We start from the raw sequence: 18298 nt of genomic DNA, 5'->3' as shown, positions 1-18298 counted from the left end.
GCCGCCGTACCCGCGCCCAAGACCGCGCCTACCGCGTCGCCGCCGAACGCCGTCAAAACCACGCCGCTCGCATGGCCGCCCGCGCCACCCGGCGAGCCGAACTCACCAGCTACACCGGGCCCGCCCCACCGGATCCCGACGACGAACCACCGCCATTTTGATCCGGAAGGGCTGATTACTGTCCCAGTCATGGCCGGACCGGTAGAAGGCGTCAAAGTAGTCGAACTGGGCGTATGGGTGGCCGCTCCGGCCGCCGCGGCAATTCTCGCCGACTGGGGTGCCGACGTAGTCAAAATCGAACCGCCGAACGGTGATCCGGGACGCTTGTCCGGACCGATGCTGGGGTGTGAGCCGGGGATCAACCCGCCATTCGAAATGGATAACCGGTCCAAGCGCAGCATCGTGCTGGACCTCAGCACGGAAGCGGGACGCGGTAAAGCCTTCGAATTGCTGGCCGGCGCGGACGTTTTCGTGACCAACGTGCGGCTTGCGGCGTTACGACGCCTGGGTCTGGACTTCGACACGGTGTCCGCCCGCAATCCCCGTCTGATCTACGGCCTGATCACCGGGTACGGCGAAACGGGGCCGGAGGCCGACCGCGCCGCGTACGACGTCGCCGCGTTCTGGTCGCGCGCCGGCATTGCGGATCTTCTTACCCAGCGCGGCAACCCGCCCCCGTTCCAGCGGGGCGGCATGGGCGACCACTCGGCAGGTATGACACTGGCCGCGGCGGTGTGCGCGGCGCTCCTAGCCCGCGAGCGCACCGGTACGGGCCAACTCGTGACCACCTCGCTATACCGCCAGGGCGCCTACACGGTCAGCTTCGACATCAACACCTATCTGATGACCGGCCAGCCCATCATGCTTGGGCAGCGCGAATCGATGTTCAACCCGTGCATGAACAACTACACCGCCGGTGACGGGCGACGTTTTTGGATCGTTGGCCTCGAGGGCGATCGGCACTGGCCCGCGCTGTGCCGCGTCGTCGGTCACCCGGAGTGGATGACCGACCCCCGATACAGCGACGCGCGCGCCCGGGCCGTCAACGCCGTGCCGCTCATCGCGCAGCTCGACGAGATTTTCGCCACCAAGACACTCAACGAGTGGGAGGGAGTCTTCGCCGGCGAACCGGAATTCTTCTGGTCGCCGATCAACAGGATCGAGGACGTCGTGGCGGACGAGCAGTTTCACGCCGCGGGCGGATTCGTCGACGTGCCGGATGGCGACTCGAGTGTGCTGATGGTGGCCACCCCCGCCGATTTCCACGGCACCCCGTGTGGGCCCCGTTCCACGGCGCCAAAACTCGGCCAACACACCGAAGAAGTGCTCGCCGAACTCGAGGCGCGGCGCCAGCCCTGAGCGACTCGGACCTTTACAAATTTCCATGAAAGTGTCACGCTGTCCAAATGGTCGGTGTTCAGACATGCCTGGTAAGTGCTGCGCGAGCGGCCCGCGTAGACGGGGAGTGTCTGCGCTATCGACTTGACGTTGCTGCAGGCAGCGCCGCCGACGTCGTGCGTACCGCCGGGGGATGGCTCTACGACCGGGCGATGGCTGGCTGGGAAGTGACCGTGTTGCTCCCACACGGCTGCGATGCGCGCCCACTGCGCATCCTCGGAGCGGGTACCGGGGATCTGGAGTCGGGGATGAACGCGACGAGCCATGCGCTGGCCGTCAGCGCCGAGGCGTTCACCGCGGACGATCGTGTGCGCGACAGGGTGCTCGACGCCCTGGGCGACCCGTTGACCGAAGTAGCCCTGTGGGGCGACGGTTGGCCCCTGGGGCTGAACCGCGGCATGGCCAAAGCGCAGCACGTGCTCAGTGGCGCGGCGCGGGCATTCAAGAGCCAGGCGCTGGCTGCTGCCGGAATCCCTTGCTGCTCAATAAGTCCCACCGAAATGATGATGACCGACTCGGCCTGGCTGCGCTAGCCGGGAAACCATGAAGAAGTACTACGGTCACACGCTGCAGGGTGCTGCTCAGTTGCGGGCTTTCAGAAGGTGATCAGCTGACGCACCGCGGTGCCGTCCGCCAGGTGATCCATCGCCGCGTTGATGTCGTCCAACCGAATCGTCGACGACACCAACGATTCCACCGGCACCCTGCCCGACTGCCACAGCCTTACGAAGCGGGGTACGTCGCGGCTGGGCACCGCCGAGCCAAGATAGCTGCCGATCAGTGAACGGCCTTCGGCGACAAAACCCAACGGCGACAAGGTGATCCGGGCATCGGGAGGTGGCAACCCGACGGTGATCGTACGACCGCCCGGCGCGGTCAGTGCGATCGCGGTCTGCAACGCCGCGGGATGGCCGACGGCCTCGACGACCACGGCGGCCTTGATGCCAGCGTCAACCGCCTGCTCTGGCGTGTAGGTTTCGTGGGCGCCCAGGGCGCGCGCGGCGGCTAGCTTTCTGGGCAACTGGTCGACGCCGACAACACGGACGTCGGGATAGGTCAGGGCAGTGATCACCGCGGCCATGCCGACACCGCCAAGGCCGACGACGGCAACCGACTGCCCCGGTCGGGGATCGCCCACGTTGAGCACCGCGCCGCCGCCGGTCAGCACGGCGCACCCCAGCAGCGCCGCGACGGGAGCGGGCACGTCATGCGGCACCGGAACCACACTGGCCTGGTTGACGACGGCATGCGTCGCGAAGCCGGAGACGCCGAGGTGGTGGTGCACGGGGTGACCATTGCGGCCGAGCCGGATTCCGCCGCCGAGCAATGTCCCGGCACTGTTGGCCGCGCTGCCCGGTTCGCACGGTGTCAAACCCTCGGTTGCGCATGCCGCACAGTGACCGCAACGCGGCAAGAACACGAGCACGACCCGTTGGCCGACGGCTAAGTCAGTGACCCCGTTGCCGAGCTGTTCGACGATTCCCGCGGCTTCATGACCCAACAACATCGGCACCGGCCGCACCCTGTTGCCGTCCACAACCGATAGATCGGAGTGGCAGACGCCGGCCGCCTCGATGCGTACCAGGACCTCGTCAGTTCCAGGTGGATCCAGCTCTATGTCGACCACGCTGATCGGCTGGGATTCGACGTATGGCCGCGGCGAACCGATCCGTTCCAATACCGCACCCCGGATGTGAAACATGTTGGAATACAACCATGGCCTCGGTTCCGCCGGCACCTGACGAGCTCACCAGTAGTGACTTTCCGGTGCTGTGGCCGGTGCTCACCCGATGGGCCGACAACGATATGTTCGGCCACCTCAACAACGCGGTCTATTACCAACTGTTCGACACCGCCATCAACGCCTGGATCAACACAAGCGCCGGTGTCGACCCGCTCGCCACGCCCGCGCTGGGCATCGTCGCCGAATCGGGCTGTCGCTACTTCTCGGAACTGCACTTCCCGCAAAGCCTCGCGGTGGGCCTGGCGGTGACACGGCTGGGACGCAGCAGCGTCACCTATCGGCTCGGCGTATTCAAGGTCGACCAAGAAAGCGATCGAAAAGTCGACGCGCAACCGATCACCGCGCTAGGGCACTGGGTCCATGTCTACGTCGATCGGGCCACCCGCAAGCCGGTCCCCATTCCCGATGCCATCCGATCACTGCTGGCAACCGCCTGTGTGAACGACTGAGTTTGGCACCAGTATGCTTCGCCAATGCCAGTTTTGAGCAAGACCGTCGAGGTCGGCGCGGCTGCCGCTTCGATCATGGCCATCGTCGCCGACATCGAGCGGTACCCGGAATGGAATGAAGGAGTCAAGGGCGCTTGGGTGCTCGCTCGCTACGACGACGGGCGTCCCAGCCAGGTGCGGCTCGACACCGCAGTCCAAGGCATTGAAGGCGTCTATATCCACGCCGTGTACTACCCGGGTGAGAACCAGATCCAAACCGTGATGCAACAAGGTGATCTGTTCGCCAAGCAGGAGCAGCTATTCAGCGTGGTGGAAAGCGGCGCCAACAGCTTGCTGACGGTAGATATCGATGTCGAGCCGAGCATGCCGGTGCCCGCGCCAATGGTGAAGATGCTCCTCAACAACGTGCTCGAGCAACTCGCTGAAAACGTCAAGCAGCGCGCGGAGCAACTGGCTAGCTAGCCACCCGTCAGCTAAAGATTCCCGTCTTGTCCAGCGTCGCGCTCAGCCGCTGGGCCGCGTCCGTGAACTGCCAGATGGTGTGCTCAACCACCGCTGCGACGTCGCGCTGGCGTAGTGCGGCGATCAACAATCGGTGATTGTCAACCGCGGCCACACCCCACTGCGGATCGGCGGCGTATATCTGTGCCGGCATGTAGCGCGCGGCGTTTAGCAAGAACCAGGCCAACTTGATCCGCCCGCTCGCCTGATTAAAGACGCGATGAAACGAGAACTCGCACGCCGCGATCGTCTCGGCGTCGCCGGATTCGACGGCCCGAGCCAGCGCATCATTGATGCGGTCCAGTTCCGCGATCTCGATGTCGGTGATGCGATCCGCGGCCGTTACGGCAAGTTCTTTGGCGATGGTGGCCTGCAGCCAGAAGATGTCGGCGATGTCCTGCCGGGTCAACGGCAGCACAACGTGGCCGCGGTGCGGCTCCAGCTGCACCATGCCCTCACCGCGCAGCTTGAGCAGGGCTTCCCGAACGGGCGTGACGCTGACTCCCAGTTCGGCCGCGGTCTCGTCGAGGCGGATGAACGTTCCCGGGCGCAACTTCCCCGACATGATCGACGCCCGCAGGTGTCCTGCTACTTCGTCGGACAGCTGCGCCCGGCGCAGCGGTCTTCGGCTACGCGACTGCGTGGAGAGGGGAGCGTTCACGTGGCCTGCCAGGGCTTTCCGGGGCTTGGCGGGTGGTTAGCGGTCTAGTTCGGTGCTCTTGTCTTTGCGCCGTCAAGGCCATAATGTGACCCAGACAACACCATGTTTTATCAAATATCAACCTGTCGCAAGCGGTGCGCAAGTGAAGGGAAGGCATAGTTGACCGCGCAACTGGCCAGCCACCTGACGCGGGTAGCCGAGCAGCCTTACATTGCTCGGCGGCAGAACTGGGTCAACCAGCTCGAGCGGCACGCGATGATGCAGCCAGACGCGCCGGCGCTGAGGTTTGTGGGCCACACAGTGACATGGGCCGAGCTGCGGCGCCGCGTTGCGGCATTGGCCGGCGCCCTGAGCCGCCGCGGGATCGGCTTCGGTGATCGGGTCATGATCCTGATGCTCAATCGCACCGAGTTCGTCGAATCGGTACTGGCCGCCAACATGCTGGGGGCCATCGCGGTCCCATTGAATTTCCGGCTCACTCCAACTGAGATCGCATTCCTGGTCGAGGACTGCGGGGCGCGGGTGATGATCACCGAGGCGGTGTTGGCTCCGGTGGCCACCAATGTCCGCGACATCCAGCCATCGGTGAATGTGATCGCCGTAGCCGGCGGCTCAACCGACGACAGTGTGCTGGGCTACGAAGACCTCATAACCGAGCCCGGTGACACAGCCGAACCGGTGGACATTCCCAACGACTCGCCGGCCCTGATCATGTACACCTCGGGCACCACCGGCCGCCCCAAGGGTGCCGTGCTGACCCACGCGAACCTAACGGGTCAGACGATGACCATGCTGTATACCAGCGGGGTCGACCTGAGTAACGACATCGGCTTCGTCGGCGTCCCGTTGTTCCACATCGCCGGAATCGGCAACATGCTCACCGGGATGTTGCTCGGCATCTCGACGGTGATCTATCCGCTCGGCGCGTTCGAGCCCGCCAAGCTGCTCGATGTGCTGGAGGCCGAGAAGGTCACCGGCATCTTTTTGGTTCCCGCTCAATGGCAGGCGGTTTGCGCCGAGCAACAATCGAGACCACGTGACCACAAACTGCGGGTGATGTCCTGGGGGGCCGCGCCGGCTCCGGATGCATTGCTACGGCAGATGTCGGAAGTCTTTCCCGGAACCCAGATTCTGGCCGCGTTCGGCCAGACCGAGATGTCGCCGGTCACCTGCATGCTGCTCGGCGACGACGCGATCCGGAAGCGGGGATCGGTCGGCAAAGTGATCCCGACGGTGGCCGCTCGGGTGGTCGACGACAACATGTGCGACGTGCCCGTCGGCGAGGTGGGTGAAATCGTCTACCGCGCACCGACATTGATGAGCGGCTACTGGAATAACCCGGAGGCCACCGCGGAAGCGTTTGCGGGCGGCTGGTTTCATTCCGGGGACCTCGTGCGGATGGACTCCGACGGCTACGTCTGGGTGGTCGACCGCAAGAAGGACATGATCATCTCCGGCGGCGAGAACGTCTACTGCGCCGAAGTGGAAAACGTCCTTGCCGATCATCCCCGCATCGCCGAAGTCGCGGTCATTGGACGGTCCGACGAGAAGTGGGGTGAGGTGCCGATCGCGGTCGCCGCTGTAACAGAAGGGCACCTTCGAATCGAAGAGCTAGATGAGTACCTAACCGAGCGGCTCGCGCGGTACAAGCACCCCAAGGCACTCGAGATCGTGGATGCGCTTCCGCGCAACCCCGCCGGGAAGGTGCTCAAGACTGAACTGCGGATGCGCTATGGAAGCTCAAATGATTCTCAAAGACGTTCTGTATCAACCGATTTATCGACGGAAGAGGGGAGCTGACGGAACCCGTAATGTTTGCCAGCTGTTGACGAAGGGTTAATTGTGAGGATGCGGTTCACACCTGGCGGACCATCAGGTACATTCCTGTGGTCTCCGTTACTACCTGCTGGTAGGGAGCCGACGGTCACACACCTAGGGATGGGGCAAGGAGGAGGCGTGCGACATGCTCGGCCGCGACGCCGCACTGCGCGCGACACCCGTAATAACGGTGTGAGGGGGCAACGGTGACCACGTCGACGCGTCCGCACCTGATGGGTTACCTTCGCGACCAACTGGAGACGCCGCTGACAATGGTCGGCGGGTTTTTCCGAATGTGCGTGCTGACCGGAAAGGCGCTATTCCGCCGGCCGTTCCAATGGCGTGAGCTCATCCTGCAGTGCTGGTTCATCATGAGGGTCGCGTTGCTGCCGACCATCATGGTCTCGATCCCGCTGACAGTCCTGCTCATCTTCACTCTCAACGTTTTGCTGGCGCAGTTCGGCGCCGCCGACCTCTCCGGCGCGGGCGCGGCGATCGGCGCCGTCACCCAGCTCGGTCCGCTGACCACCGTGCTGGTGGTAGCCGGCGCCGGCTCGACCGCGATATGCGCCGACTTGGGTGCCCGAACCATCCGTGAAGAGATCGACGCGATGGAGGTGCTCGGCATTGACCCCATCCACCGACTGGTAGTGCCTCGGGTTATCGCCGCGACCGTCGTCGCCACATTGCTTAATGCCTTGGTGATTACCGTCGGCCTGGTCGGCGGGTACCTCTTCGGTGTCTACCTGCAAAACGTGTCGGGCGGTGCGTACCTCGCCACGCTGACCACGATCACCGGCCTTCCCGAGGTGGTCATCGCAATGGTCAAAGCGGCGACATTCGGACTCATCGCCGGACTGGTCGGCTGCTACCGCGGGCTGACCGTCCGGGGTGGTTCCAAGGGGCTGGGCACCGCCGTCAACGAGACAGTGGTGCTGTGCGTGGTCGCCCTGTACGCGGTCAACGTCATCTTGACCACGATCGGTGTGCGATTCGGGACGGGGCACTGACATGTCGACAGGCACAATCGTTCGCGCCCGCTTTCCGCGGGCAGTTGCCAATATCAATCGCTACGCCGGCAGTGTCACCCGAGGACTGGACGAGACGGGTCAGCTGGCCTGGTTCGTCCTGACCAGCATCGGGCAGATCCCGCACGCGTTGCACTACTACCGCAAGGAAACGCTGCGGCTGATCGCCCAGATCGGCATGGGCACCGGCGCAATGGCCGTCGTCGGCGGCACCGCCGCAATCGTCGGTTTCGTGACCCTGTCCGGTAGCTCGCTGGTTGCCATCCAAGGTTTTGCCTCGCTGGGCAACATCGGGGTCGAGGCGTTCACCGGGTTCTTCTCGGCACTGATCAACGTACGTATCGCCGGCCCTGTCGTCACCGGCATCGCACTGGCGGCCACGGTCGGGGCGGGCGCCACCGCCGAGCTGGGAGCGATGCGGATCAGCGAGGAGATCGACGCCCTTGAGGTGATGGGCATCAAGTCGGTTTCCTACCTGACCTCCACCCGCGTCATCGCCGGGCTGGTGGTGATCATCCCGCTCTACGCCCTGGCGATGATCATGTCCTTCCTCTCCCCACAGGTCGTCACGACGGTGCTCTACGGACAGTCGACCGGCACCTACGAGCACTACTTCCGCACGTTCCTGCGTCCCGACGACGTGTTCTGGTCGTTTTTGGAAGCCGTCATCATCGCGGCGATCGTGATGGTCACCCACTGCTACTACGGATATAACGCCGGCGGCGGGCCCGTCGGCGTCGGCGAGGCCGTCGGCCGATCGATGCGTTTCTCGCTGGTCTCGGTGCAGGTTGTCGTGTTGTGTGCCGCGTTGGCGCTGTACGGCGTCAACCCCAACTTCGCTCTAACGGTGTAGCGCCATGACGAGTCCAGGCAAGATCAACAAGGTCAGAAACCCGCCGTACAAAACGATGGGTGTGGTTTCGGGCGTGGTATTCCTTCTGGTGCTTGCGCTGGTGTACATCCAGTTCCGCGGAGATTTCACGGAAAAGGTCAAGTTGACCATGGTGTCCGACCGGGCTGGCTTGGTGATGGATCCAGGGTCGAAGGTCACCTATAACGGCGTGCAGATCGGCCGGGTCGACAAGATAACCGAAATCACGCGTCCCGACGGTAAGCCCGCCGCCAAGTTCACCTTGGACGTGTATCCGCAGTATCTGTCGATCATTCCGGAAAATGTGGACGCCCAGATCAAGGCGACGACGGTGTTCGGCGGAAAGTATGTGTCGCTGGTAACGCCGAGAGACGCCCAGGGAAACATCATTTCCAAGGGGCACCTCACACGCAGCAGCACCATCAATGCGGTGGGTGTGACGACGGAAATCAACACGCTGTTCCAGACCATTACCTCGATCTCGGAGAAGGTCGATCCGGTCAAACTGAACCTCACGCTGAGCGCGGCCGCACAAGCGCTGGCCGGGTTAGGCGATAAATTCGGACAGTCGGTCGTCAATGGCAACGCGATCCTCGACGACCTCAACCCGCAGATGCCTCAGGCCCGTCGGGACATCCAACAGCTAGCCGCGCTAGGCGACGTGTACGCCAATGCGTCGCCGGATTTGTTCGACTTCCTCAACAATTCGGTGCCGACCGCCCGCACGATCAACCAGCAGCAACACCAATTGGACCAAGCGTTGTTGGCGGCGGTCGGGTTCGGCAATACCGGCGAGGACATCTTCGCCCGGGGCGGGCCGTATTTGGCGCGTGGAGCCGCCGACCTAGTACCTACCGCTCAGGTGCTGGACACCTACAGCCCGGAGCTGTTCTGCACCCTGCGCAACTACCACGACATCGAACCCAAGGCCTACCAGTTCCTCGGCGGCAACGGCTACTCGCTAAACAGCCATTCCCAGGTGCTATCGGGCTTGGGGCTGATGTTGAACCCCGTATCGCTGGTACCCCTCTTGCTCTCACAGGTCGGCGGGCTTGCCGCCGGCGTGGTCGGAGGGGCGCCGAATCCCTACATCTATCCGGAAAACCTGCCGCGGGTGAACGCCCACGGTGGGCCAGGGGGTGCACCGGGATGCTGGCAGCAAATCACCCATGATTTCTGGCCCGCGCCCGAATTGGTTATGGACACCGGCAACAGCATTGCGCCGTACAACCACTTGGAGACCGGTTCCCCGTACGTAATCGAATACGTCTGGGGCCGTCAAGTAGGGGATAACACGATCAACCCATGAAAATCACCGGCACTCTAGTCAAACTCAGCATCTTCTCCGTGGTGCTGCTGCTCTTCAGCGTGATGATCATCATCGTGTTCGGTCAGCTCCGTTTCGACCGCACCAATGGCTACTCCGCCGAGTTCAGCAACATCAGCGGGCTGCGCAACGGCCAATTCGTCCGCGCCTCGGGTGTGGAGATAGGCAAGGTCAAAAACGTCGAGCTGATCGACGGCGGCAAACGGGTACGGGTGGATTTCGACGTCGACCGCTCGGTGCCCCTTTATCAGTCGACGACCGCCCAGATCCGCTATCTCGACCTGATCGGCAATCGCTACTTGGAGCTCAAGCGCGGCACCGGCGAAGGCTCTGACAAGATCTTGCCGCCGGGTGGATACATCCCGCTGTCGCGCACGTCGCCGGCGCTGGACCTCGATGCACTGATTGGTGGTTTCAAGCCGCTGTTTCGGGCCCTGGACCCGGACAAAGTCAACACCATCACCTCGGCATTGATCACTGTGTTCCAGGGTCAGGGCGGCACCATCAACAACATTCTCGACAACACCGCGCAGCTGACCTCGCAGATCGCCGAGCGTGACCAGGCGATCGGCGAGGTGGTCAAGAACCTGAACACCGTCCTGGACACGACGGTTCGACACCGCAAGGACTTTGATCAGACGGTCAACAACCTCGAGGTTCTGATCACCGGGCTGCGGAACCACGACGACTCGCTCGCCGGTGGGACCGCGCGCATCAGCAATGCCGCAGGAACGGTCGCCGATCTGCTGGGCGAGAACCGCTCCCTGCTGCACCGGACCGTTAACTACCTGGACGCCGTTCAGCAGCCGCTGATCGATCAGCGTCAGGAGCTCAACGATTACCTCCACAAGCTGCCAACGGCGTTGAACATGATCGGGCGCGCCATCGGCTCCTACGGAGACTTCGTGAACTTCTACTCCTGCGACATCACGCTCAAGATCAACGGGCTGCAGGCTGGTGGCCCCGTCCGTACGGTCCGGCTTTTCTCACAGCCGACGGGTAGGTGCGCGCCGCAATGAGAACTCTGGAACCCCCCAATCGACTTCGAATCGGCCTCATGGGCATCGTGGTGACGCTGCTTGTCATCGGAGTGGGCCAAAGCTTCACCAGTGTGCCGATGTTGATGGCCAGGCCCAGTTACTACGGGCAATTCACCGACTCCGGTCAGCTCAACAAGGGCGACAAGGTTCGAATCGCCGGTATGGATGTGGGCAAGGTCGAAGGGCTCACCATAGATGGTGACCACATCTTGATTAAGTTCTCGATCGGAACCCACACCATCGGCACCGAGAGCCGGCTGGCGATCCGCACCGACACCATCCTCGGTAAGAAGGTCCTCGAGATCGAGGCGCGCGGCAACCAGCCGCTGCGCCCGGGGGGCACCTTGCCGCTGGGACAGAGCACGACTCCCTACCAGATCTACGACGCATTCTTCGACGTCACCAAGGCGGCCACCGGCTGGGACATCGACACCGTCAAGCGGTCGCTGCACGTGTTGTCGGAGACCATTGATCAGACCTATCCGCACCTAAGCGCCACGCTGGATGGCGTCGCCAAGTTCTCCGACACGATCGGTAAGCGTGACGAGGAGATCAAGCATCTGCTTGCCCAGGCCAACCAGGTCGCCAGCGTCCTCGGTGACCGCAGCGCACAGGTGGATCGGCTCTTGGTCAATGCCAAGACACTGCTGGCCGCGTTCGAAGAACGCGGGCGCGCCATCGACGCACTGCTGGGGAATATCGCTTCGTTCTCGGCCCAGGTACAGGGATTGATCAATGACAACCCGAACCTGAATCACGTGCTGGAACAGTTGCGCACGGTCAGCGACCTCCTTGTCGAGCGCAAAGACGATTTAGCTAATGGGCTCGTCCAGGTCGGGGCATTCCTCCCGTCGTTGAATGAGGCCATCGGGTCCGGACCGTTCTTCAAAGTGGTCATTCACAACCTGGTCCCGGGTCAGATTATGCAGCCGTTCATCGATGCCGCGTTCAAGAAGCGTGGCATCGATCCCGAAGAGTTCTGGCGTAGCGCGGGGCTGCCGGCATACCGCTTCCCCGACCCCAACGGCACCCGATTCCCCAACGGCGCACCGCCTCCGCCGCCGCTGGTGCTTGAGGGCACGCCGGAACACCCCGGCCCGGCTGTGCCGCCCGGATCGCCATGTTCCTACACGCCGGCGGCGGGCGCGCTGCCCCGGCCGGAGGATCCGCTGCCCTGTGCGGGTGTGCTCCAAGGCCCGTTCGGTGGCCCCAATTTCCCGGCGCCGCTGGATGTCCAGGTGTCGCCACCGAATCCGAACGGCCTGCAACCGGGCCCGGGCATCCCGATCGCCGGGCGGCCGGGCGACCCACCGCCGGACGTTGTCGGGACACCGGTGCCGCTGCCGCCGAACGCACCCCCGGGTGCCCGCACCGAGCCACTGGGACCTGCCGGTCCGACGCCGCCGCCGTCGACGTTCGCACCGGGGCTACCACCGGGTCCGCCCGCACCGCCTGGGCCCGGGCCGCAGCTGCCCGCCCCGTACATCACGCCAGGCGGGACGGGCGGTAGCGGAGAGACGGGAGGTAGCCAGAATTGAGCACCATCTTTGACATCCGCAACATCCGCCTACCCAAGATGTCGCGGGCAGCGGTGATCATCGGATCACTGGTGGTGGTACTGGGTTTGGTGGCCGTGTTCGTGGGCTGGCAGCTTTACCAGAAGCTGACGAACAACACCGTTGTGGCCTACTTCCCGGCTGCGAACGCCCTATACCCGGGCGACAAGGTCCAGATCATGGGCTTGCAGGTCGGCAAGATCGACAGCATCGAGCCGGCCGGCGACAAGATGAAGGTGACCTTCCACTACCAGAACAAATACAAGGTGCCGGCCAATGCGCAGGCGGTGATCCTCAACCCCACCCTGGTGGCGTCGCGCACGCTCCAGCTGGAGCCGCCGTACAAAGGTGGCCCGGTGCTGGCCAACAACACGGTGATCCCGATCGAGCGCACCCGGGTGCCGGTGGAGTGGGACGAGCTGCGCAACAGCATCACCAACATCATCTCCAAACTCGGTCCGACCGAACAGCAGCCAAAGGGGCCGTTCGGCGAGGTCATCGAATCGTTCGCAAACGGACTGGCCGGCAAAGGCAAACAGATCAACACCACGCTGGACAGCCTGTCGGCGGCGTTGACCGCGTTGAACGAGGGTCGCGGCGACTTCTTTGCGGTGGTGCGCAGCCTGGCGCTGTTCGTCAACGCACTGCATCAGGATGACAAGCAGTTCGTCGCGCTGAACGAGAACCTGGCGGACTTCACCAGTCGACTCACCCGTTCCGACCGCGACCTCGCCAATGCGCTTGAGCAGTTTGACAGCCTGCTTACCACCATCCGCCCGTTCCTCGACAAGAACCGCGAAGTGCTGGCCCACGACGTCAACAACCTGGCTGACGTGACCAACACGCTGCTTCAACCGGAGCCCCTCAACGGGATCGAGACCGCGCTGCACGTCCTTCCGACGGCCGCAGCGAACGTCAACCAGATTTATCACCCGGCGCACGGTTCCGTGGTCGCCATTCCGGAGATTACGAGCTTCGCGAACCCGATGCAGTTCATCTGCAGCTCGATTCAGGCCGGCAGCCGGCTTGGCTATCAAGAGTCCGCCGAACTTTGCGCGCAATACCTGGCGCCGGTCCTCGACGCGATCAAGTTCAACTACTTCCCGTTCGGCTTGAACGCGTTCAGCACCGCCGAGGTGCTTCCCAAGCACGTCGCGTACTCCGAGCCGCGGCTGCAGCCACCGAACGGGTATAAGGACACCACCGTCCCGGGCATCTGGGTGCCCGATACACCGTTGTCGCACCGCAACACCCAACAGGGCTGGATTGTCGCCCCGGGGATGCAAGGACAGCAGGTAGGCCCAATCACGGCCGGCCTGATGACCCCCGAATCGCTGGCCGAATTGATGGGTGGTCCCGACATCGAGCCCGTTCAATCCACCCTGCAGACTCCGCCAGGACCGCCGAACGCATACGACGAGTACCCGGTGCTGCCGCCCATCGGCTTGCAGGCGCAGGTGCCGATACCGCCGCCGCCGCCGGCCCCGGGCGTGATCCCAGGTCCCGTCGCTCCCACGCCCGCTCCAGGGCCGGCGCCCGCGCCAGTCGGCGCACCGCTGCCCGCTGAGGCAGGAGGCCAGTGATGCGCGTACTGAGAACAATGCGGCTCCGGGGCTGGCAGGGCCTGGTGTTGCTCGTGGTCGCGATGGTGCTGAGTTCGTGCGGGTGGCGCGGAATCTCCAACGTGTCTATTCCGGGTGGTCCGGGCAGCGGTGAAGGGGCCTACACCCTTTATGTGCAGGTGCCGGACACCCTGGCGATCAACGGCAACAGCAAGGTGATGGTTGCCGATGTGACGGTGGGCTCGATACACAAGATCGAGCTGAAGAACTGGGTGGCAACCCTGACGCTGGGAATCGACAAGGGCGTCCAGCTGAGGAAGGGCACCCTCGCCAAGATTGGACAGACCAGTCTGCTGGGTTCGCAGCATGTGGAGCTGCACTCGCCAGATAAAGGGGCACTGCTCAAGAACGGCGACACGATACCCCTGAAGGATTCGTCCGCGTTTCCCAATACCGAGCAGACGCTGGCCAGCCTGGCCCTGATCATTCGCGGCGGCGGCATCCCAAATCTCGAAGTGCTGCAGAACGAGGTGTACAACATCTTCCACGGGCGGGCCGACCAGATCAGGGCCTTCCTCACGAAGCTGGACACCTTTACCAGACAGCTCAACGAGCAGCGCGACGACATCACCCACGCCATCGACTCCACCAACCGACTGCTGGTCTATGTCGGCCAACGGGCGGACGTTCTGGATCGGGTGCTGACTGACTTCCCGCCGCTGATCAAACATTTCGCCGAGACCCAGAACCTGCTCATCAACGCCGTTGACGCGATCGGGCGGCTCAGCCAACAAGCCGGCCAGTACCTGGAGGAGGCGCGCGGCAACCTGCACACCGACCTGCAGGCGCTGCAATGCCCGTTGCGAGAACTGGGCCGCGGTTCGCCGTATCTTCTCGGGGCGTTGAAGCTAATTCTCACCCAGCCGTTCGACATAGACGCCGTTCCGAAGATATTCCGCGGTGACTACCAGAACGTGTCGGCGACTATCGACGTGACCTACAGTGCCATGGACAACGCGCTCCTCACCGGTACCGGATTTTCCGGAGCCCTGCGCGCGCTCGAGCAGTCGTTCGGGCGCGACCCCGAGACGATGATCCCCGACGTCCGGTACACGCCGAACCCGAACGACGCTCCCGGTGGACCGCTGGTCGAAAGGGCGGACAGGCAATGCTGACTCCCTTCATCCGACGCCAGCTGTACCTGTTCGGGATCCTGACCGTGATCGCGCTGCTGGTGCTTGGCGTCTACTACCTGCAGATTCCCAGCCTCGTGGGTGTCGGTCGGTACACGCTTACCGCAGAGCTACCCGCGTCGGGTGGTCTGTATCCGACGGCCAACGTGACCTATCGCGGCATCACCATCGGCAAGGTCACCGACGTCGAGCCCACCCCAAAGGGTGCGCGGGCGACGATGAGCATCGACAGCCGTTACAAGATCCCTCTCGACGCGACGGCCAACGTGCACTCGGTCTCCGCGGTTGGTGAGCAGTATCTGGACCTGGTATCGACCGGTAATCCCGGCAAATACTACGCATCCGGACAGACCATCACCTGCGGCCCGGGGCCCGCGTGCAAGAACACGGTGCCAAGTGAAATCGGGCCGGCGTTGGACACCGCCAACCGTGGGCTTGAGGTGTTGCCCAAGGAAAAGATCGGGCAGTTGCTCGATGAAACAGCGCAAGCCGTCGGCGGTTTGGGACCCGCGCTGCAACGGTTGACCGACGGCACTCAGGCGATCGTGGGCGATTTCCGCAACCAAATCCAAGACATCAACGACATCATCCAGCACTCCGGACCGATCCTGGACAGTCAGGTCAACTCGGGCAGCGCCATCGAGCGCTGGGCGCACAACCTCAATGTGTTGGCAGCGCAAACCGCAGAGCGTGACCAGAATCTGAAAAGCATTCTGTCCCAAGCCGCTCCCACCGCTGACCAGGTCAACGAGGTCTTCACCGATGTGCGCGATTCGCTGCCACAGACGCTGGCGAATCTCGAGGTCGTGTTCGACATGCTCAAGCGCTACCACACCGGCCTCGAGCAGGTCCTGGTGTTTCTGCCGCAGGGTGCTTCGATCGCGCAGACGGTGGCCGCGCCGTTCCCGAACATGGCTGCGCTCGACCTCGCGTTGGCGATCAACCAGCCACCGCCCTGTCTGACCGGCTTCATTCCGGCATCGCAGTGGCGCTCTTTTGCGGATACCAGCTTGGTGCCATTGCCGAGCGGTACGTATTGCAAGATTCCCATGGACACGCCGGCCAACAGCGTCCGCGGATCGCGAAACATTCCTTGTGTGGATGTCCCCGGTAAGCGTGCGGCCACGCCTCGGGAGTGCCGCGACCCCAAGCCGTACGAGCCGGCGGGGACCAATCCCTGGTATGGCGACCCGAACCAGCTCCTGACCTGCCCCGCACCCGCGGCACGCTGCGATCAGCCGGTAAAGCCAGGGATGGTGATTCCGGCGCCGTCAGTGAACAACGGATTGAACCCGGCACCGGCCGACAGGCTACCGCCGGGTGGGACGCCGCCTCCGATCAGCGATCCACTGCAGCGCCCCGGTTCCGGCACGGTGCAGTGCAACGGACAACAGCCCAATCCGTGTGTCTACACTCCGAACGGGCCTCCCACGGCGGTATACAGTCCCCAGAGCGGTGAACTGGTAGGGCCCGATGGAGTCAAATACTCCGTCGAAAACTCGACCAAAACAGGAGACGACGGATGGAAGGAGATGCTGGCGCCAGCCGGCTGAACCCCACCGACGCGGATGATTCGCTGGGCCCGGAGGTGAAGGCCGAGGATTCGAAAGAATGCGAGGCCAGAGCCGACCAGACGAGCACCGAGGTGACGGCCGAGGATTCGACTGCCGAGCGGGGCCCGTCGCGTCTGGGCCGTGGTTGGCTGGCCGGTGTCAGTGCGGTGCTGCTGCTCATTGCCGGTGCCATTGGGGCGGGCGGCTACTTCGCGTGGCGTTCCCATCAAGAAAGCCAAGACATCGCGCGCTACGACGCCCAGGCACTTCAGGCGGCCAAGGATTGCGTGGCCGCGACACAGGCGCCGGACACCAACGCCATGGCCGCCAGCGAACAGAAGATCATCGAGTGCGGCACGGATACCTACCGCACCCAAGCCCTGCTGTACAGCAGCATGCTGGTGCAGGCCTACCAAGCCTCGAACGTGCACGTTCAAGTCTCCGATATGCGGGCGGCCGTTGAACGCAACAACACCGACGGCTCTGTCGACGTGCTCGTGGCGCTGCGCGTCAAGGTGAATAGCGATCAGGTACAGGGGCAGGAAACTGGCTACCGCCTGCGCGTGCGGATGACCCTCGCGGACGGTCAGTACAAGATTTCCAAACTCGACCAGGTGACGAAGTGACGGTGGTGGTCGAAAAGACCCAGACCACCACTGCGGCCATTCAAGACCTACCCCAGAACGACTTGGCGCCATGGAATTTGCGCGCCCGTGCATTTGTCGTTGACGTGGCGCCCGGTATGGCCGTGGTGGCGACGATGGCAGTGGTCTCGTTGACCCTCCCGCCACGCAGCGCGTGGTGGTGGGTAGCCATGTCCGTCCTCGGGGCCGTCATCCTGCTGCTGTTGGTCAACAGGTTGCTGTTGCCGACCATCACCGGATGGAGCTTGGGACGCGCCCTGTATGGGATCGCGGTGAAACGCAGCGATGGGCCAGCGCCGGGAGCATGGGGGTTGCTGCTGCGAGATCTAGCCCACCTGCTCGACACCGCACCGGTACTAGTGGGTTGGCTATGGCCGCTGTGGGACTCTCGGCGACGCACTTTCGCCGACATGCTGTTGCGCACCGAGGTACGACGCGTCGAACGTCACGAGCAGCCACTCAAGGTACGGCGCTGGACCGCGGCGGCCCTGCTGACAGCGGCGGTGTTGTGTCTGGACGGTGCCGGCGTGAGCTACACCCTGGTGTATGCGCCCGACCGGGCGACCGACCAAACTCGGGCAGAGATTTCCACACAAGGGCCGAAAATGGTCGCCGAGATGCTGACGTACGACCCGAAGACATTGCGCGAGGACTTCGTCCGCGCTCAGTCGCTGACCACCAACAAATATCGCGGACAGCTGGCCGCGCAGCAGGAGGCCGTGGAGAAAGGCCACCCGGTCATCAACGAGTATTGGGTGACCGGCAGCTCGGTACAGTCGGCGACTCCGGATCGCGCCACGATGCTGTTGTTCATGCAGGGCCGTCGGGGGGTACCGCCGGACCAGCGGTACATCAGCGCAACCGTCCGGGTGAGCTTTGCGAAAGACCGGCACGACCAGTGGCGCGTTGACGACCTGACCGTGCTGACCAAACCGAAACCGCCCGGGGATTGA

17 protein-coding genes are annotated in these 18298 nt (G+C 63.7%); 15 read left to right on the top strand and 2 right to left on the bottom strand.

The window, feature by feature from the left end; all coding sequences use genetic code 11:
* The first annotated feature begins 189 nt into the window (after window positions 1–189).
* Together MSIMFI_RS04730 and MSIMFI_RS04725 are read left to right on the top strand one after the other, a co-directional pair.
* The gene (locus MSIMFI_RS04730) at window positions 190–1359 is read left to right on the top strand and encodes a CaiB/BaiF CoA transferase family protein (protein WP_191496329.1); all 1170 of its coding nucleotides are present in this window, start codon (window positions 190–192) and stop codon (window positions 1357–1359) included.
* A 47-nt stretch (window positions 1360–1406) separates the two neighbouring features.
* Window positions 1407–1931: a hypothetical protein gene (locus MSIMFI_RS04725; protein ID WP_191496328.1), complete on the top strand. Its 525-nt coding sequence runs from the start codon at window positions 1407–1409 to the stop codon at window positions 1929–1931.
* 62 nt (window positions 1932–1993) lie between these two features.
* Here MSIMFI_RS04725 and MSIMFI_RS04720 read toward each other — a convergent pair whose 3' ends face one another.
* Window positions 1994–3100: an alcohol dehydrogenase catalytic domain-containing protein gene (locus MSIMFI_RS04720; RefSeq protein WP_191496327.1), complete on the bottom strand. Its 1107-nt coding sequence runs from the start codon at window positions 3098–3100 to the stop codon at window positions 1994–1996.
* A gap of 14 nt (window positions 3101–3114) precedes the next feature.
* Here MSIMFI_RS04720 and MSIMFI_RS04715 point away from each other — a divergent pair, with 14 nt between their 5' ends.
* Entirely contained in the window at window positions 3115–3591 is a 477-nt protein-coding gene (locus MSIMFI_RS04715) for an acyl-CoA thioesterase (protein ID WP_186241172.1), read from the top strand.
* 24 nt (window positions 3592–3615) lie between these two features.
* Window positions 3616–4053, top strand: a complete 438-nt coding sequence (locus MSIMFI_RS04710; protein ID WP_186241173.1) for an SRPBCC family protein — start codon at window positions 3616–3618, stop codon at window positions 4051–4053.
* Between the two features lie 7 nt (window positions 4054–4060).
* Here the strand turns inward: MSIMFI_RS04710 and MSIMFI_RS04705 are convergent, their stop codons facing one another.
* Entirely contained in the window at window positions 4061–4753 is a 693-nt protein-coding gene (locus tag MSIMFI_RS04705) for a GntR family transcriptional regulator (protein ID WP_186241174.1), read from the bottom strand.
* Between the two features lie 159 nt (window positions 4754–4912).
* Between MSIMFI_RS04705 and fadD5 the strand changes: the two genes are divergently transcribed.
* From fadD5 to MSIMFI_RS04650, 11 genes are all read left to right on the top strand, one after another.
* On the top strand, window positions 4913–6553 hold the full coding sequence (gene fadD5, locus MSIMFI_RS04700) for a fatty-acid--CoA ligase FadD5 (RefSeq protein WP_191496326.1): 1641 nt from the start codon (window positions 4913–4915) through the stop codon (window positions 6551–6553).
* A 224-nt stretch (window positions 6554–6777) separates the two neighbouring features.
* The gene (locus MSIMFI_RS04695; RefSeq protein ID WP_186241176.1) at window positions 6778–7581 is read left to right on the top strand and encodes an MlaE family ABC transporter permease; all 804 of its coding nucleotides are present in this window, start codon (window positions 6778–6780) and stop codon (window positions 7579–7581) included.
* A gap of 1 nt (window position 7582) precedes the next feature.
* Complete coding sequence (locus MSIMFI_RS04690) at window positions 7583–8452, top strand: MlaE family ABC transporter permease (protein WP_191496325.1); 870 nt, start codon at window positions 7583–7585, stop codon at window positions 8450–8452.
* Between the two features lie 4 nt (window positions 8453–8456).
* Complete coding sequence (locus tag MSIMFI_RS04685) at window positions 8457–9779, top strand: MCE family protein (protein WP_191496324.1); 1323 nt, start codon at window positions 8457–8459, stop codon at window positions 9777–9779.
* On the top strand, window positions 9776–10816 hold the full coding sequence (locus tag MSIMFI_RS04680) for a virulence factor Mce family protein (RefSeq protein ID WP_186241178.1): 1041 nt from the start codon (window positions 9776–9778) through the stop codon (window positions 10814–10816). The genes MSIMFI_RS04685 and MSIMFI_RS04680 overlap by 4 nt, the downstream gene beginning before the upstream one ends.
* Window positions 10813–12375 (top strand): virulence factor Mce family protein, encoded by a 1563-nt coding sequence (locus MSIMFI_RS04675; RefSeq protein WP_186241179.1) that lies wholly within the window; start codon window positions 10813–10815, stop codon window positions 12373–12375. The genes MSIMFI_RS04680 and MSIMFI_RS04675 overlap by 4 nt, the downstream gene beginning before the upstream one ends.
* Window positions 12372–13976 carry a virulence factor Mce family protein gene (locus MSIMFI_RS04670; protein ID WP_186241180.1) on the top strand — a complete coding sequence of 535 codons (1605 nt, stop codon included), beginning with the start codon at window positions 12372–12374 and terminating at the stop codon, window positions 13974–13976. Before MSIMFI_RS04675 ends, MSIMFI_RS04670 begins: the two co-directional genes overlap by 4 nt.
* Window positions 13976–15130: a virulence factor Mce family protein gene (locus MSIMFI_RS04665; RefSeq protein WP_191496323.1), complete on the top strand. Its 1155-nt coding sequence runs from the start codon at window positions 13976–13978 to the stop codon at window positions 15128–15130. Before MSIMFI_RS04670 ends, MSIMFI_RS04665 begins: the two co-directional genes overlap by 1 nt.
* Complete coding sequence (locus MSIMFI_RS04660) at window positions 15124–16701, top strand: MCE family protein (RefSeq protein ID WP_191496322.1); 1578 nt, start codon at window positions 15124–15126, stop codon at window positions 16699–16701. Before MSIMFI_RS04665 ends, MSIMFI_RS04660 begins: the two co-directional genes overlap by 7 nt.
* Window positions 16671–17327 carry a hypothetical protein gene (locus tag MSIMFI_RS04655; protein WP_191496321.1) on the top strand — a complete coding sequence of 219 codons (657 nt, stop codon included), beginning with the start codon at window positions 16671–16673 and terminating at the stop codon, window positions 17325–17327. The genes MSIMFI_RS04660 and MSIMFI_RS04655 overlap by 31 nt, the downstream gene beginning before the upstream one ends.
* Window positions 17324–18298, top strand: coding sequence for an RDD family protein (locus MSIMFI_RS04650; RefSeq protein ID WP_191496320.1), 975 nt, complete (start codon window positions 17324–17326; stop codon window positions 18296–18298). The genes MSIMFI_RS04655 and MSIMFI_RS04650 overlap by 4 nt, the downstream gene beginning before the upstream one ends.

It is taken from the genome of Mycobacterium simulans (genome assembly GCF_900232995.1).
GTDB lineage: Bacteria > Actinomycetota > Actinomycetes > Mycobacteriales > Mycobacteriaceae > Mycobacterium > Mycobacterium simulans.
The sequence above is the reverse complement of the archived record's forward strand: the minus strand, read 5'-3'. Positions and strand labels throughout refer to the sequence as shown.